Source organism: Haloarcula ordinaria (genome assembly GCF_029338275.1).
GTDB classification, from domain to species: Archaea; Halobacteriota; Halobacteria; order Halobacteriales; family Haloarculaceae; genus Haloarcula; species Haloarcula ordinaria.
This window is the reverse complement of record NZ_CP119789.1, coordinates 178155-194575: the sequence shown is the minus strand read 5'-3', so window position 1 is coordinate 194575 and position 16421 is coordinate 178155. Positions and strand designations below refer to the sequence as shown.

The following is a 16421-nucleotide window of genomic DNA, read 5'->3' as shown; positions in this document are numbered from 1 at the left end:
TCCCGAAGATGTTCTCCGTTCTTTTATATACTCCCCGGGGGTGTGGGTCACTCGACTCGTGGCCCGCAGTCTCGCCGTGCCGGTACCCCTCCCCGGCGGTGTCCCTGCTCGAGCGCGACGCTCCTGGACGGTGACGTGCGAAAAAGTCAGTCGTCGGCCGGGGCTTGCTCGCTCGCCGACTGGGGGTCGTACGCACAGAGCGGGTCCTCGGCGAGCGCGTCGCCGGTGTGGGCGTAGGCCCGCGAGCGGCTTCCGCCACAGACGGTTCGGAACTCACAGGCCCCGCAGTCTCCCTGCAGGGCGTCGTCGTCGCGCAACGCCTCGAACAGGTCGGCGTCACGGTAGACGTCGACGAGCGACGCCTCGCGGACGTTCCCCGCCGACTCGGGGAGGAAACCCGAGGGATAGATCTCGCCGGTGTGGCTGACGAAGGCGAACCCTTTGCCCGCACGGACGCCCCTCCGCCGGCGGAGTCCGTCGTCCTCGCCCCCCGCCCGCTGGGCGGCGACCCGGCGGTAGTGTGGCGCTTCGGTGGTCTTGACGCCGAAGCGGGCCTCGTCGGCCACGTCGTGGAGCCACTCCATCACCCGTTCTGCCCGCTCGGATGTGATGGGCGTCAGCACCCGACCCCGACCGACGGGGACGAGGAAGAAGACGGACCACAGCACTGCCCCGAGGTCGGCGACGAGGTCTCGGATGGCCGGTAACTGCTCGACCGTCTCCGCACAGACCGTAGTGTTGACCTGGAGCGGGATGCCCTGCTCGCGGGCGGCCTCGACCGCCCGGAGGGTTGCCTCGAAACTGCCGTCCTCGCCGCGGAACCCGTCGTGGGCCGTCTCGCTGCCGCCGTCGATGGACAGCGCCAGTCGCCGGAGCCCGGCGGCCTCGAGGTCGGCCAGCGCGTCGGCGGTCAGCGACGTCGTTCCGCTCGGCGTCAGCGTCATCTGGAGGCCGCGGTCGGTCCCGTAGTCGACCAGCTCGACGACGTCGTCGCGTGCGAGCGGGTCGCCCCCCGAGAGGACGACCAGCTGGCCCTCACCGAACTGTCGGGCCTCGTCCAGGAGCGCCTTGCCCTCGGTTGTGGTGAGTTCGTCGGGGTGACGCCGTGGCTGGGCGTCGGCCCGACAGTGTTTACAGGCCAGCTCACAGGCCTGCGTCAGTTCCCAGATGAGCACCAGCGGTCGCTCGTCGAAGTCGATGTCCCCGAACATCAGTCGACCTGCACTCTCGTGACGTGGCCGCCACAGCCACACTGCTGGACGTAGTCGTACTCGATGCGTGCTCCGAACCGCTCGTCGAGGACCGGGAAGAGGTACGATTCGGGGTGGCCGTGTGCGGCGTGGGTGACGAGGTTCACGTGGTGGCCCGGTGCCGTCTTCGCGACGGCGTCGACCGCCCCCTCGGTCACCAGCGCCCGGTCCTCGGCGTGGTCGGCCGTCTCCAGGTTCGCCGACCACGAGTTCTCGTGGACGTGGTCCGTCACGGACACGTCGTCGTCGGTCAGGCCCATAGGTGGGCCTTGCAGCGCCAGCGGCCAGAGTCGTGTCGCGAACATGTTCGTCACTCCAGGCGTTCGGCCAGCCAGTCGAACTGTGTGTTCAGTTCCTTTCGGCGCTGGCGTCGGACGACACTCGCATCGAGCAGTTTACCGACGACGGCGAGGTCCAGCATCTCGTACACCGTGGTCGCCGTGACCGTCGTGCCGCCGGCAACCGCCTCGACGTGGTACTCGGTCCGCATCGAGTCGAACACGCCCTCGTGTTGCTCGTAGGCGAGCGCCGCGTCCTCGTCCGACACGACGCGGAGTTCGAGGTCGACGTCGAACAGCCCGACCCGGTTCTCGATGCGCAGGTGGTCCCCGTCGTAGTCCACCGCGTCGAACCCCGCACCGCGCATGAATGCGGCCGTGTCGGCTATCGCGGCCCGGACGGTCCCGGGGTCGGTCTCGAAGTGCCGCGAGACTGTGACACGCTCCATACTCGGTTCTCTGTCGCTCAGCCACGTAAAACGCCGCCCGGGTTCCCGTGCATCGGGAACGCGGTGCGCTCGATGACTATCCGATCGCGGCCGAACACGTTCGCCCACACTGCCGCCCGGTGGGAACGCCGTCCCTCGTTGAAAGGCGTGGCCGTCCGACCAGCTCCCGTATGCAGGTGACCAGACAGACGCTCGCAAGACTCCTCGTCGTCGCGTTCGTCGTCAACCTCGTCGTGATGGGCGCCGGCGCGGCACTGGCCTACGAGAAGGCCCCGCCCATCCCCGACCGCATCGAGGGGCCCGACGGGGCGACGCTCGCGACCAGCGAGGACATCCGTACCGGGAAGACGGCCTTCCAGCGGGCCGGCCTGATGAATCACGGCTCGATTCTGGGCAACGGCGCGTACTACGGCGTCGACTTCACTGCCGACGCGCTGGACCTGAAGGTGCAGTACATGCGTGCGTACCACGCCCGCCAGGAGTACGGGACCGGCTACGACGCGCTCTCGGCGGAGCGCCAGGCCGCCATCGCCACCCGCGTCGAACAGCGACTCGACCGGCGGGCCGACGGCGACGTGGTCCAGTACTCCGCCGCCGAGGCGTACGCCCACCGACAGGTCCGGGAGGAGTACGTCGAGCGCTACCACGAGGGGAGTCACGACCGCGGCGTCCCCGAGGGAATGATCGAGAGCGAACGAGCGGCCAGGCAGTTCGCCGACTTCGCCATGTGGACGGCGTGGTTCTCCCACGCCGACCGGCCGGCGGGCGACCACTCCTACACGAACGAGTGGCCCTACGCGCCCGGCGCGGGCAACGACGCCACCGCCGCCGCGATGACCTGGAGCGTCGTCGCGATGGTCTTGCTGGTGGCTGGTGTGGGGCTCGCCGTCTGGCTCTACCGGAGCATCGACTTGCCCGAACCGGACGTCGACGGTATCGACGTCCCCAAACCGGACGACGTGGCGCTGTTCCCGGGGCAGCGAGCCGCGACGCGGTTCATCCCCGTCGCGGCCGGGCTGTTCCTCTCGCAGGTGCTGCTGGGCGGGCTGCTCGCGCACTTCTACGTCGAGCGGGCCGCCTTCTTCGGCCTTGGCGAGTTACTGGGGGTCAATATCCTCCAGTGGCTCCCCTTCGCCATCGCGAAGACGTGGCACATCGACCTCGGCATCCTCTGGATCGCGACCCTGTGGCTCGGCGCGGGCCTCTTCCTCCCGCCGCTGCTGACGGGGCACGAACCCGCTCGCCAGGGGACCTTCGTCAACGGGCTGCTGGGGGCGCTCGTGGTCGTCACCGTCGGCGGGCTGGTCGGTATCTGGCTCGGCGCGCAGGGTGTCTTCGACGGCCAGCTGTGGTGGATTCTCGGGAACGAGGGCCTGGAGTACCTCGAAGTCGGTCGGCTCTGGCAGGTCGGCCTGCTGGCGGGCTTCCTTATCTGGGCCGGCCTCGCCTACCGCGGGTTCAAACCGCTCCTCGACGACGAACCGAAGTACGGACTGTCGCATCTCATCCTCTACGCTGGCGGCTCCATCGCGCTGCTGTTCTGCGCCGGGATGCTCTACACCCCACAGACGAACATCGCGGTCACGGAGTTCTGGCGCTGGTGGGTCGTCCACATGTGGGTCGAGGGGGCCTTCGAGTTCTTCATCGTCGCCATCGTCGGCATCACGCTGGTGTCGATGAACCTCCTGAAGCGCCGGAGCGCCGCCAAGGCGGTGATGTTCGAGGCGCTGCTGGTTATGGGCACCGGCGTCATCGGCGTCTCCCATCACTACTGGTGGATCGGCATGCCCGACCTCTGGGTGCCCATCGGGAGTGCCTTCTCGACGCTCGAACTCGTCCCGCTCGTGTTCATCCTCTACGAGGCCATCAACGAGTACCGAGCCATGGCGACCGGCGGCGAGGCGTTCCCCTACACCGTCCCGTTCATGTTCATCGTCGCCTCCGGCGTCTGGAACTTCGTCGGCGCCGGTGTGCTGGGCTTCTTCATCAACCTCCCGCTGGTGAACTACTACGAGCACGGCACCTACCTCACGGTCGCACACGCTCACGCGGCGATGTTCGGGGCCTTCGGCTTCCTCGCGATAGGGATGGCGACCTACATGCTCCGAATCAGCGTCGACCCGACCGACTGGGACGGCTCGTGGCTCCGCTACGCGTTCTGGTGCTGGAACGCCGGCCTGGCGCTGATGGTGCTCGGCTCCGTCACGCCGGTCGGGTTCCTCCAACTGGAGGTGGCGTTCACGCAGGGCTACGACGCCGCCCGGAGCGTCGCCTTCTACGAGCGACCGCTCGTGGAACTGCTGTTCTGGGCGCGGATGCCCGGTGACACGCTCATCATCCTCGGGACGACCATCTTCACCGCGGACGTGCTCCGCAAGCGGTTCGACCTGCGCTCGGTGTTGGCCGACGACGACGCACCGGTGTCCGACCCGATGGTTTCGGACGACTAGCGGCGCGTCCGCACACCCGCCGAGAGCGGGTCGAACCAAACCCTCTTGAATCGCTGCCCCTTCCGTACTGGTAGATGGTAAGCACGCTGACGTGGGTCCTCGCGGGCCTCGTCGCCTACAGTTTCGTGGCGATGCTCCTCCGTGCCCGTGGCGTGGTGCCCGAGTACATCCGGTTCACCGGCCCGATTACGACCCTGCACACCCAGCGGGGCAAGGAGTTCCTCGATTGGCTGGCCAGGCCCAAGCGGTTCTGGCGGGCCTGGGGGAACCTCGGGGTCGGCATCGCGCTGGTCGTGATGGCCGGGTCCTTCCTGCTGGTCGCGGTGGGGGCCGTCCAGGCCATCCTCGACCCACAGCCCTCCGCGCTGAACGAACCGCGTAACGCGCTGGCGATTCCCGGCGTCAACGACTTCCTCCCGCTGTCTGTCGCCCCCGAAATCGTCCTCGGCCTGGCACTCGGCCTCATCGTCCACGAGGGCGGCCACGGCCTGCTCTGCCGCGTCGAGGACATCGACATCAAGTCGATGGGGCTGGCGATGCTGGCCGTGATTCCCATCGGGGCCTTCGTCGAACCCGACGAGGAGAAACTCCTGAAGTCCGACCGCGGCGCCCAGACCCGGATGTACGCCGCGGGCGTCACGAACAACTTCGCGCTCGCCTTCGTCGCGCTCGTCTTGCTCTTTGGCCCGGTCGCGGGCGCTATCTCCGTCGTCGACGGCGTCCCGGTCGGCGGGACGCTCGAAGGCACCCCGGCCGCGACGGCCGGCCTCGACTCCGGCGACGTCATCACCGCCGTCGACGGCGTCAGCGTCGAGAACGCCCGCGACCTTGAGGCGGTCCTCGCGGCCAACGACAACGAGACGGTGTCCGTCGCGCGACGCGGCGGCGAGACAGTCACGGTCGACCGGGCCGTCGTCGTCGCCAGCGCGGTCCAGAGCTCGCAGTTGCGAAACGGCGACACGATAACCGCCGTCAACGGGACGGCGGTGACGACCCAGAGCCAGTTCGAGCGGGCCGCACGCAACACCACCGTCGCGACGCTCCAGACCCAGGGCGGCGAGTCGGTGACGATGCCGCTCGGGAGTTATGTCCTCGTGGCCGAGGACGGGGCGCTCGCCGCGGCCGGCGGCCCGGCCGGCGAGTCGATGGTACTCACCGCCCTCGACGGGCAGCGAATCCACGACTCCGAGGCGCTGTTGTCCGCACTCGACGAGACCCAGCCGGGCGACCAGGTGTCCGTCACGGGCTACGTCGACGGCGAGCGCCGGACCTACGAGGTCACGCTCGGGTCGAGCGACGGGTCTGACAACGGCATCCTCGGTATCAACGCGCTGGCGGGGGTCAGCGGCGTCTCGGTCAACGACTTCGGCATCGACGAGTACCCGGCCGCGACCTTCCTCTCATTCATCGGCGGCGAGACCGACGACCCGACGGCCGACCGCGGCTTCTCCTTCGCCCAGCGCGTCTTCGGCGTGCTCATCCTGCCCTTTATCGGCGTCGCCGGCGGCTTCGGCTACAACTTCGCGGGCTTCACCGGCATCGCGACGAACTTCTACACGGTCCAGGGGCCGCTCGCTGCGCTCGGCACCGGCGGCGTGTTCCTGCTCGCGAACGCCCTGTTCTGGACCGGGTGGATAAACGTCGTCATCGGGCAGTTCAACTGCGTCCCGACGTTCCCGCTGGACGGCGGGCACATCCTCCGGACGACGACGGAGTCGTTCGTCTCGCGGCTCCCGATTCCCGACCGACGCCGGCTGACGACGGCAGTGACGCTGACGGTGACGCTGTCGATGATCGGCGGGCTCATCTTGATGGTGTTCGGCCCGCGGCTGTTCGCCTGAACCGGTCGACCCTTTCGTTACCCATTTACCCCCCGCCGCGAAAGCCGGGCGTATGTTCCTGCAGCTCCGCGCGGAGGTCGAGGACGCCCTCGAGTCCGCGCTCACGCGTCTCGACCTGCCGACCGACGACCTCGGTATCGAGGAGCCGCCGGAGGACGTCGACGCCGTCCTCGCCTCCAGCGCGGCCTTCCGCCTCGCCGGCGAGGTCGGGGCGCCGCCGCCCGAGGTCGCCGCCCAGGTCGCCGACGAGATAGACCTCGCGGCCCTGCCATACGTCAGCGCGGTCACGACACAGGGCCCCTACGTCAACTTCCTGCCCAGCGACGCGTACTTCGCGGACACGCTCGACGCCGCGACCGACGCCGACTACGGCCGGCTCCCCGCTCGCCACGAGCGCGTCGTCGTCGAACACACCTCGGCGAACCCTACCGGCCCAGTCCACGTCGGCCGGGCGCGCAACCCCATCATCGGGGACGCTATCGCCCGCGTGCTCGACTACGCCGGCTACGACGTCGACCGCCACTACTACGTCAACGACGCCGGTCGCCAGATTGCAGTGTTCACCTGGGCCTACGAGACGTTCGACGAGAGCGACCTGCCAGACCCGGAGCGTGACTCCCCGGAGTACGAGATGGTCCGGTACTACCGCAAAGGCAATCAGTTCTTAGAGGAAGCGGACCCGGACCGCGTCGAGGCGGCCGAAGCCGAGGTCCAGGCCATCCTTCAGGGCCTCGAAGACGGCGACGAGGACACCTACGAGCGGGTCGCCGAGGTGGTCGACACCGTGCTGGGCGGGATGCGCGGGACGCTCTCGCGCCTCCCCGCCGAGTTCGACGAGTTCGTCAAGGAGACGCGGTTCATGCGCGACGGCTCGACCGACGACCTGGTGGGTCGCCTGAAGGAACTGGACTGTGCGGTCTACGAGGAGGACGCCTGGCAACTGGACCTACCTGACTTCGAGAAGAACCTCGTCTTCCTGCGCTCCGACGACACCTCCCTCTACACGACCCGCGACCTCGCCCACCACGAGTGGAAGTTCGACACCTACGACCGCGCGGTGACGGTGCTGGGCGAGGACCACAAGCTCCAGGCCGACCAGCTCTCCGCGGCGCTGGACCTGCTGGGCAACGACACCGACGCCCTCCGGCAGGTGTTCTACTCCTGGGTCAACCTCCCCGAGGGCGGGATGAGCACCCGCGAGGGGACCGGCATCGACTTAGACGACCTGCTCGACGAGGCCATCGACCGCGCCCGCGAGGAGGTCGAGTCTCGCCTCGACGACCGGACCCGCAACGACCTCGACGCGGACGACGTCGAGCGCATCGCCCACCAGGTCGGCGTCGGGGCGGTCCGCTACGACATCGTCTCGAAACAGCCGACGAAGGGCATCACCTTCGAGTGGGACCGCGCGCTCGACTTCGAAGCCCAGTCGGCGCCGTACGTCCAGTACGTCCACGCGCGCTGCTGTGGCATTCTTAGCGAGGCGCGGAACCGCGCCTCGGACAGTCGAGCGGTGGAACCGCGAGACGACGACGTCGAAGACGAGGTTCCGCCCGCACCCGACGTCGACGTCCTCGACGAACCAGCGGAACGCGACCTCCTGCGGGTCATCGCGCGGTTCCCGGCCGTGGTCGACGAGGCCGCCGCCGACCTCCAGCCACACTCGGTCGCCACCTACACCAGGGACCTCGCGGAGACGTTCAACACCTTCTACCGGGAGTGTCCGGTGCTCTCGGCCGACGCGGAGACCCGCGAAGCGCGACTCGCACTCGTCGCCGGGACGCGTCACGCCGTCGCGAACGCGCTGGACGTGCTGGGCGTCGAGGCACCGGACTCGATGTAGTACAGAATACGCGACCTGCGCTCAGTTGAACAGGCCGAAGACCCCGCCGGACTGGTCGTCCTCGTCCTCCGACGCCGCGTCCTCGTCGACGAACCACTCGTCGTCGACCATGGCCTCGAGGTCCTCCTCGGCTTCCTCTCCATCGAAGAACACCGCTTCGAGTGCCTCAGACAGACGCCTGTAGGCGTCCGAAGCGGGCCGCTCCGGGGCGTTGAGCAGGGTCGGCTCGTCGGCCGTCGGCTTCGTGTCGTCCGGGACGACCGCGAGCAGCGGGAACTCGACGCGGTCGGCGATGGCGGCGAGGTCCGTCTCGCGGGTGACGCGGGTGACGACCACGCCGAGGACCGTTCCGCCGATGCGGGCCGCGAGCTCGGCGGTCTTGATGGTGTCGCTGACGGCGACGTCGTTCGGTGTGGTCACGAGGACGATTCCGTCGGCCAGTCCCAGCGGGACCCCGACCGCGTCGCTCAGGCCCGCGCCGGTGTCGACGAGGACCACGTCGTAGGCGTTCCGTAGGGTCTTGACGACCGTCCGGAGGTTGGCGGGGTCGGCGTCGGCGAAGGCGTCGAGCGACTGGTCGCCGGGGACGACGGTCAGTCCGCCGGGCGCGTCGGCGAGCGCCTCGCTGACAGCGCCCTCGCCGGCGAGGATGTCGTGTAAGTTCTTCTCTGGGTCGACGTCGAGCATCGCCCCGAGGTTCGCCATGCCGAGGTCCGCGTCGACGACGGCGACGTCGTAGCCCAGCTCCTGGAGGCCGGCACCGAGGTTGACCGCGGTCGTCGTCTTCCCGACGCCGCCTTTCCCGCCCGCGATTGTACAGACGTACCCCGCCATATCCTGATTGCTTGTCCCCAGGGTATTGGGGCATATAAATCCGGCTGTCGGATGAACGAGGGGTCGCAGGGAGGTCGTGGTCGCGGTGGTCCTGTAGCGGTGGTTGTTCCCACGACTCGCTTGTGCCCTTCGTTCCCTGCTCTGCGGTTCGCTTCGCTCACCGCGCCGCCTCGAGGACCCTCCCTTCGGTCGGCCCCTCGCTGTCTCGCGGGTCACTGCGCTCCCCGCTCGACCTTCTGGCGCCCCTCGCTACGCTCGCGGCGACCGTGCTCCACGGCTCCCTCCGGTCGCCGTTTCACCTCGAAGACCACTCACTCGCGTGGCTCGTTCGTGCCCTTCGCTCCCTGTCAACAGTTTCTTACCCACCACCGGCCAAACACTGACAATGAGTGAGCAGCAGGAACAGGACCAGTCGGACAAACAGAAGTACGAGTTCCGGAAGGTCATCGAGGAGCTCAAGGGGTACAGCGGCTCGGGCACGCAGCTCGTCTCTATCTACGTCCCCGAAGACAAGCAGCTGAGCGACGTGGTGGCCCACGTCACCCAGGAGCACTCCGAGGCGTCGAACATCAAGTCCAAAGACACTCGGACGGCCGTCCAGGACGCGCTGACCTCTATCAAGGACCGCTTGCGGTACTACGACAACCCGCCGGAGAACGGGATGGTGCTGTTCTCCGGCGCTATCGACGCCGGCGGCGGCCGGACGAACATGGTCACGAAGTCACTGGAGAGCCCGCCGGACCCAATCGAGTCGTTCCGCTACCACTGCGACTCGGAGTTCCTGACCGAACCTCTAGAGGAGATGCTGGCCGACAAGGGCCTGTTCGGGCTCATCGTCCTCGACCGGCGCGAGGCCAACGTCGGCTGGCTCAAGGGGAAACGCGTCGAGGCCGTCAAGTCCGCCTCCTCGCTGGTCCCGGGCAAACAGCGCAAAGGGGGGCAGTCCGCACAGCGGTTCGCCCGCCTGCGCCTGGAGGCCATCGACAACTTCTACCAGGAGGTCGCCGGCATGGCCAACGAGCTGTTCGTCCCCGACCGCCACGAGATGGACGGCGTGCTCGTCGGCGGCCCATCGCCGACGAAAGACGAGTTCCTCGACGGCGACTACCTCCACCACGAGCTCCAGGACATGGTGCTCGGGAAGTTCGACGTGGCCTACACCGACGAGTCCGGCCTCTACGACCTCGTCGACGCCGCCCAGGAGGTGCTGGCCGAACACGAGATCCTCCAAGACAAGCAGGTCATGGAGGAGTTCTTCAAGCAACTGCACGACGGCGAGAAGGCCACCTACGGCTTCGAGCAGACCCGCCAGAACCTCAACATGGGCGCCGTCGAGCAGCTGCTCATCTCCGAGGACCTCCGGAAGGACGTCGTCGCCTACACCTGTGAGAACGGTCACGACGAGTACGAGCTCATCAACTCCTCGACGACCACGAAGGACCACGACTGCACCCGGTGTGGCGCGACCGTCGACGCCGACGAGGGCGACCGCGAGGACGCCATCGACCACCTGATGCAGCTGGCCGAGCAGCGCGGGACCGAGACGGTGTTCATCTCGACGGACTTCGAGAAAGGCGAGCAACTGCTCAACGCCTTCGGCGGCGTCGCGGGTCTGCTGCGGTACTCGACGGGCGTCTAAGGGCTACTTTCTCCCGTCTGAATGTTGCGCCAGACTTCACCCGTCCAGCAGCCGTCGGTAAACTCCGCCGTCGAGCGACGGCACAGTAGTATTGTACAATTCGGACAAAACCCTTAATTGGCGCAGGCCCCTAGCTCCGGTAATGACGACCGACAGCGAGCGGGTCAACAGGACCGACCCGTCGACGGTGACAGACCAGGCCGACCGGATCCTCGTCTCGTTTCGCTCTCCCGAGACAGACCCCGACGACGACAAGCGCTGGTGGGTCGCCGACAGCGAGTGGCTCCAGGAGAGCATGACCGAAGCGACCTACCTCCGCTACCTCCGCTGGGCGCACGCGGGTCCCGTCTCCGTGGGCGATGAGTGGGACGAGTTCGTCAACTGCGGCTGTGCCAGTCCCCAGGACGTGGTGCTCCGCGTCGAACGGGTCGAGGGCGGCACCGGAATCGGCGGGGACACGACTATCGACGTCGTCTCCCGGAAGGCCGTGCTAGAAGCCGACGACGCCGGCGCGATGTAGGGCCGTCCGTTACAGCAACTGTGCGAGCTGGTGGCGACGTGCCCCCAGGTCGACGAACGCGTCGTCGCCGTAGGCGTCGTCGAGTCGGTCGACGACGAGCAGCGGGTCGGTCCCGGCCCGTTCCACCCGCTCCAGTAACGCGGTAATCTCCGGCCGATTGAGCGCGAGCGAGTCGAGCAGCCCGACGAGCAACGCCATCGGGACTGCGGCGGCGGGGTTCGACGGGAAGCTGTCGCCGAGCACGGTGAGGTCGGGGACCGCCTCGGGTGGGTCGTCGACGGGGTCCATCGACAGGCACGACCGGCAGAGGCTCACGCCGACCGTCCCGTCGGGCAGGTACTCGCGCAGGGCCTCCTCGACCGGGAACGCGACAGTGTCGCCACCGCAGTTCGAACAGGACATAGGGAGTGGTGGGCCCGGGGCGAGAAGAGCGTGGCGGCCCGGCACCCAGTGAGATACGAGCGCGGTCTGCTAGATTCAGTCGTCGGCCGTGACGGCTTCGACTTCCTCTTCGGCGGCTTCCTCGGCGGCGATGGCGTCCTCTTCGGCCTCTTTCTTGGCCTTGATCTTCTTCATGCGGAAGATCTCTTCTCGCTCCTGTTCTTCGAGTTTCTGCTCGATGTACTCCTGGTTGTCGTAGAGGTCCGGCAGGAGCTTGAACTCGAGGGCGTTGACGCGGCGCTTGGTGGTCTCGATCTCTTCGAGCATCTTCTTCATCGCCGTCTCGACCTCCGCGGCGAGGATGATGGTCTCGAGCAGTTCCTCGTAGGCCTCGGCGGCCTCGTCGATGCGGGCGGACGTCCCCATCACACCGTAGCCACGCTCGTCGAGCGACTTCTTGACCTTGCTGGACTCGATCTGCGGGACGACGACGCCCATGATGTTCTTCGACTGGGTCGTCAGTTCGGGGTGTTCTTTGAGCGCGGCGGCGGCGCCACGGACGGCGACGTCGCCTTCCATCGCCCGGGCCATGTTGATGGCTCGCTGGGCGCGCTCGTAGTCGTCGTCCAGGTCGTTCCGGACGTCCTGTGCCTGGTCCAGGATGTCCATGAACTCCATGATGAGGCCGTCACGCTTCTTCTCCAGCGTGTCGTGCCCACGCTCGGAGAGCTCGATGCGGTCCTCGATCTGCATCAAGTTCTTCCGCGTGGGTTTGACGTCCTTCGCCATTACGACGACATTCTGGGCGGAGTCAGTTAACCGTTTTCAGTCGTGACTGGCGGGTGGCGTCGAAAAAATCCGCAATCGGAACCGAACCGGTTCAGTCGTCGGCCGGGGCAGCGCCGGTCGTCGACTGGGCCGCACCGTCGAGCACGCTGTGGCTACGGAGCAGGATGAACCCGAATCCGACCTTCGCGACGAGGTCGATGACCATGAAGCCGGCCGTCTCGATGCCGAGGTTGACGAGACCGAGTCCCTCGGTCCCGACCAGCCACCAGACCGGGTAGATGAGCCAGACTACCGTCACGAGGTTCCGTAGCGTCTTGAACGTCTGTTGCGTGTCGCTCGGCAAGTCCGAGACGCGCCCGGACAGCGAGCTGAACAGGAAGTACAGCAGCACGAGCAGGAACGCCGTGCTGATGCCCCACCAGACGAGTCGCTCCGCGCCGGCGGCGAGGACGCCGCTCCCCGCGCTGAGCGTCGCGACGACACCCGTCCCGATCATGAGCACGTCGAGGCTCACGAGCGACGCGATGGTGTTGCGGTCAGCACCGGCGAGCAGCCCGAGGTCGTACAGCAACAGGGGCGTCGTGAACAGCCAGTCGGTGTACCGTGCCCAGTAGATGGGCACCTCCGGATCCCCTGGTAACTCTATTATCGTCAGCCCGAAGCCCAGTGCCATCGCGAGATAGTTGACGAACGCGATCGCCGTTATCAGTATCGTCGCGATGTAGAACTTCTGGCGACGGTCATCGGTCTCTCCCCAACCGCGACCGATGAAGTATAGCATACCGAGGAACATCCCGGCAGTGCCGAGCCAAAGCCAAATCGATTCACTTCCTGGTTGTGGCATGGTGCAGGCTAACATAAGGACAATTCGTAAAAATTTCCCGTACCATAATGGTTAGGCACGGCTGCCGGAGGCGGACAGAGTAGCGGAGAAAGAACGGAGACGAACCGGCGTCTCAGGCCTCGGCTTCGACCGCTTCGACCTCGGCGTCCTCGTCTTCGCGGTAGTTCTCTTCGATGAGCTCCTCGTCGATGCGGTTGAGCGCTTCCTTGGGGAGCATCGAGAGCAGGTCCCAGCCGAGTTCGAGTGTCTCGTCGATACTGCGGGACGTTTCCGTCCCCTGATCGACGAACTCCTCCTCGAAGCGGTCGGCGAAGTCGAGGTACTTGTTGTCCAGGTCCGACAGCGCCTCGCGACCGACGATGTTCACGAGGTCCCGCAGGTCCTCACCCTCGGCGTACGCGGCGAACAGCTGGTCCTTGACGTCGGCGTGGTCGCCACGGGTCAGGCCCTCGCCGATACCGTCGTCCATCAGCCGTGACAGCGACGGCAGGACGTTGATCGGCGGCGTGATGCCCTGGCTGTTCAGGTCGCGGTCGATGTAGATCTGCCCCTCGGTGATGTAGCCGGTGAGGTCCGGAATCGGGTGCGTGTCGTCGTCACCCGGCATCGTGAGGATGGGCAGCTGGGTCACAGAGCCATCGCGGCCCTGAATTCGACCGGCGCGCTCGTAGAGCTGGGCCAGGTCGGTGTACATGTAGCCGGGGTAGCCACGCCGGCCCGGAACCTCCTCACGTGCGGCACCGATCTCTCGGAGTGCCTCACAGTAGTTGGTCATGTCAGTGAGGATGACCAGCACGTGGTAGTCCTTCTCGAAGGCCAGGTACTCGGCCGTGGTGAGCGCGAGTCGCGGCGTGATGGTCCGCTCGACGGCAGGGTCGTCCGCGAGGTTCATGAAGACCACGGAGCGCTCGAGTGCGCCGGTCCGCTCGAAGTCGTCCATGAACTCGTTTGCCTCTTCGGCCGTGATTCCCATCGCGCCGAAGATGACGGCGAACTCCGAGCCCTCTTCGTCGCCCTCACCCTCCTCTTCTTCCGGCACGGTCGCCTGTCGCGCGATCTGCAGCGCCAGGTCGTTGTGGGGCAGGCCGGACGCCGAGAAGATCGGGAGCTTCTGGCCGCGGACCAGGGTGTTCATGCCGTCGATGGCCGAGACCCCAGTCTGGATGAACTCCTCGGGGTACTCCCGCGAGAAGGGGTTGATGGCCGCGCCGACGATGTCCTGTCGCTCGTCGGGGACGATCTCCGGGCCGCCGTCGATGGGCTGGCCGGTCCCGTCCATGACCCGCCCCAGCAGGTCCTCGGTGACGGGCATCTTCATGGTCTCGCCGAGGAAGCGAACGGACGCCTTCCGGTCGATGCCCGAGGTCCCCTCGAACACCTGGATGGCGACGTAGTCGCTGGTCGACTCCAGCACCTGGCCACGGCGGGTCTCGCCGTCGCTCGTCTCGATCTCGACGATCTCGTCGTAGCCGACGGGCTCGTCGGTCTCGACGAAGACCAGCGGTCCGCTGATTTCCGTGATTGTCTGGTACTCTTTCATCGTTAGTACTTCTCCTGGAGTTCCGCGGCGATGTCCTCTTCCAGGTCGTCGACGTACTCGCCGTAGTCTTCCTGGACGCCGATACGGTTGAGCCGCGGCGCGGCGTCGATGTCGGTGATCTCCTCGACGGGGACGCCGGCTTCGAGCGCGTCGAAGGCCTCGTCGTTGAACGTCTTGATACCGTTCACGATGCGGTAGGTCTTCTCGGGCTCGCAGTAGGTGTCGACGGGGTGGAACGCGTTCTGCTGGAGCCAGGCCTCACGCAGGTATCGAGCGACCTCGAGCGTGAGCTGCTGGTCCTCCGGCAGGGCGTCCTTCCCGACGAGCTGGACAATCTCCTGCAGTTCCGCTTCCTCGTCGAGCACGTCGATGGCCCACTGTCGCGTCTCGGGCCACTCCTCGCGGACGTTCTCGACGAACCAGTCGTCGAGCTGGTCGCGGTACAGCGAGTACGACTCGTTCCAGTTGATAGAGGGGAAGTGCCGACGTTCGGCGAGGTCGGCGTCCAGCGCCCAGAACGTCTTGACGATACGAAGCGTGTTCTGGGTGACCGGCTCCGAGAAGTCCCCGCCGGGCGGGGAGACGGCGCCGATGACCGAGACGGACCCCTCGGTGTCGTTGATGTTGTGGAAGTAGCCGGCGCGCTCGTAGAACTCACTGAGGCGTGCCGAGAGGTACGCGGGGTACCCCTCCTCGCCGGGCATCTCTTCCAGTCGCGACGAGATCTCACGCATGGCCTCGGCCCACCGGGAGGTGGAGTCGGCCATCAGTGCGACGTCGTACCCCATGTCGCGGAAGTACTCCGCGATGGTGATGCCGGTGTAGACGCAGGATTCACGCGCCGCCACGGGCATGTTCGACGTGTTCGCGATGAGGCAGGTCCGGTCCATCAGGGCGTTGCCCGTGATGGGGTCTTCGAGTTCCGGGAAGTCCTCGATGACCTCCGTCATCTCGTTGCCACGCTCGCCACAGCCGACGTAGACGACGATGTCCGCGTCGGCCCATTTCGCGAGCTGGTGCTGGGTGACCGTCTTGCCCGACCCGAACGGACCGGGAATCGCGGCCGTCCCGCCCTTCGCGATGGGGAACAGGCCGTCGAGGATGCGCTGACCCGACACGAGCGGCGTGGTCGGGGTCTGTTTCTCGTCGGCCGGTCGCTGACTGCGGACGGGCCACTCCTGGCGCATCGAGATCTCTTCGCCGTTGTCCAGCTCGACGACCGTCTCCTCGACGTTGAACGAGCCGGACTCGGCCGAGACGACCTCGCCGCCCTCGTAGTCGGGCGGGACCATCACTTTGTGGTCGATGCTGGGTGTCTCCGGGACGGTGCCGACGATGTCGCCGGCCTCGACCTCGTCACCTGCGGTGACCTCGGGTTCGAACTCCCAGGTCTTCTCCAGGTCGATACCGGGTGCGTCGACACCACGGTCGAGGTACGGGGACCCCATCTTCTCCTCGAGGACGTCGAGCGGGCGCTGGACGCCGTCGTAGATGGCGTCGAGCATACCCGGCCCGAGGTCCACGGAGAGCGGCGAGCCCGTCCCTTCGACGGGTTCGCCCGGGGAGACCCCCGAGGTCTCCTCGTACACCTGGATGGTGGTGATGTTACCTTCAATCTCGATGACCTCGCCCATCAGCCCTTCCGTACCGACGTACACGACGTCGTTCATCCGGGCGTCGAGGTCCCGAGCCGATACGACCGGTCCCGAGACGCTTTCGATGATGCCGTCCTCGCGGACGTCTGTTTCTGTTGCTTGACTCAT

Annotated in this window: 14 protein-coding genes; 5 read left to right on the top strand and 9 right to left on the bottom strand. The window is 66.9% G+C overall.

Going from position 1 to position 16421, the window contains the following annotated elements; all coding sequences use genetic code 11:
• Positions 1-146: 146 nt before the first annotated feature.
• From P1L41_RS01030 to P1L41_RS01020, 3 genes are read right to left on the bottom strand one after another with little or no spacing between them, the layout of a single operon-like run.
• On the bottom strand, positions 147-1211 hold the full coding sequence (locus P1L41_RS01030) for a radical SAM protein (RefSeq protein ID WP_276297027.1): 1065 nt from the start codon (positions 1209-1211) through the stop codon (positions 147-149).
• Positions 1211-1555: a CGCGG family putative rSAM-modified RiPP protein gene (locus P1L41_RS01025; RefSeq protein ID WP_276297026.1), complete on the bottom strand. Its 345-nt coding sequence runs from the start codon at positions 1553-1555 to the stop codon at positions 1211-1213. Before P1L41_RS01025 ends, P1L41_RS01030 begins: the two co-directional genes overlap by 1 nt.
• A gap of 5 nt (positions 1556-1560) precedes the next feature.
• On the bottom strand, positions 1561-1977 hold the full coding sequence (locus tag P1L41_RS01020; protein ID WP_276297025.1) for an SRPBCC family protein: 417 nt from the start codon (positions 1975-1977) through the stop codon (positions 1561-1563).
• Between the two features lie 170 nt (positions 1978-2147).
• Between P1L41_RS01020 and P1L41_RS01015 the strand changes: the two genes are divergently transcribed.
• The 3 genes from P1L41_RS01015 to argS all read left to right on the top strand — a co-directional run bounded on the left by P1L41_RS01015 (position 2148) and on the right by argS (position 8111).
• Complete coding sequence (locus tag P1L41_RS01015; protein ID WP_276297024.1) at positions 2148-4427, top strand: nitric-oxide reductase large subunit; 2280 nt, start codon at positions 2148-2150, stop codon at positions 4425-4427.
• 74 nt (positions 4428-4501) lie between these two features.
• Positions 4502-6268 (top strand): site-2 protease family protein, encoded by a 1767-nt coding sequence (locus P1L41_RS01010; protein WP_276297023.1) that lies wholly within the window; start codon positions 4502-4504, stop codon positions 6266-6268.
• Positions 6269-6320: 52 nt separating this feature from the next.
• Positions 6321-8111: an arginine--tRNA ligase gene (gene argS, locus P1L41_RS01005; RefSeq protein WP_276297022.1), complete on the top strand. Its 1791-nt coding sequence runs from the start codon at positions 6321-6323 to the stop codon at positions 8109-8111.
• Positions 8112-8132: 21 nt separating this feature from the next.
• On the opposite strand, the gene P1L41_RS01000 is transcribed toward argS, so the two are convergent.
• The gene (locus P1L41_RS01000) at positions 8133-8945 is read right to left on the bottom strand and encodes a MinD/ParA family ATP-binding protein (protein WP_276297021.1); all 813 of its coding nucleotides are present in this window, start codon (positions 8943-8945) and stop codon (positions 8133-8135) included.
• Between the two features lie 385 nt (positions 8946-9330).
• On the opposite strand from P1L41_RS01000, the gene prf1 reads away from it, so the two are divergent.
• Both prf1 and P1L41_RS00990 read left to right on the top strand, forming a co-directional pair.
• Positions 9331-10584, top strand: a complete 1254-nt coding sequence (gene prf1 / locus P1L41_RS00995) for a peptide chain release factor aRF-1 (RefSeq protein ID WP_276297020.1) — start codon at positions 9331-9333, stop codon at positions 10582-10584.
• A gap of 142 nt (positions 10585-10726) precedes the next feature.
• On the top strand, positions 10727-11104 hold the full coding sequence (locus P1L41_RS00990) for a DUF7968 family protein (RefSeq protein WP_276297019.1): 378 nt from the start codon (positions 10727-10729) through the stop codon (positions 11102-11104).
• Positions 11105-11113: 9 nt separating this feature from the next.
• Here P1L41_RS00990 and P1L41_RS00985 read toward each other — a convergent pair whose 3' ends face one another.
• From P1L41_RS00985 to P1L41_RS00965, 5 genes are all read right to left on the bottom strand, one after another.
• Positions 11114-11506, bottom strand: a complete 393-nt coding sequence (locus P1L41_RS00985; RefSeq protein WP_276297018.1) for a DUF6276 family protein — start codon at positions 11504-11506, stop codon at positions 11114-11116.
• Between the two features lie 75 nt (positions 11507-11581).
• Positions 11582-12274: a V-type ATP synthase subunit D gene (locus P1L41_RS00980; RefSeq protein ID WP_276297017.1), complete on the bottom strand. Its 693-nt coding sequence runs from the start codon at positions 12272-12274 to the stop codon at positions 11582-11584.
• A gap of 91 nt (positions 12275-12365) precedes the next feature.
• A complete protein-coding gene (locus tag P1L41_RS00975) occupies positions 12366-13118 on the bottom strand; it encodes a bacteriorhodopsin (RefSeq protein ID WP_276297016.1) in 753 nt (250 codons plus the stop codon).
• A 112-nt stretch (positions 13119-13230) separates the two neighbouring features.
• Complete coding sequence (locus P1L41_RS00970) at positions 13231-14658, bottom strand: ATP synthase subunit B (RefSeq protein ID WP_276297015.1); 1428 nt, start codon at positions 14656-14658, stop codon at positions 13231-13233.
• A 2-nt stretch (positions 14659-14660) separates the two neighbouring features.
• Positions 14661-16421, bottom strand: a complete 1761-nt coding sequence (locus P1L41_RS00965; RefSeq protein WP_276297014.1) for an ATP synthase subunit A — start codon at positions 16419-16421, stop codon at positions 14661-14663.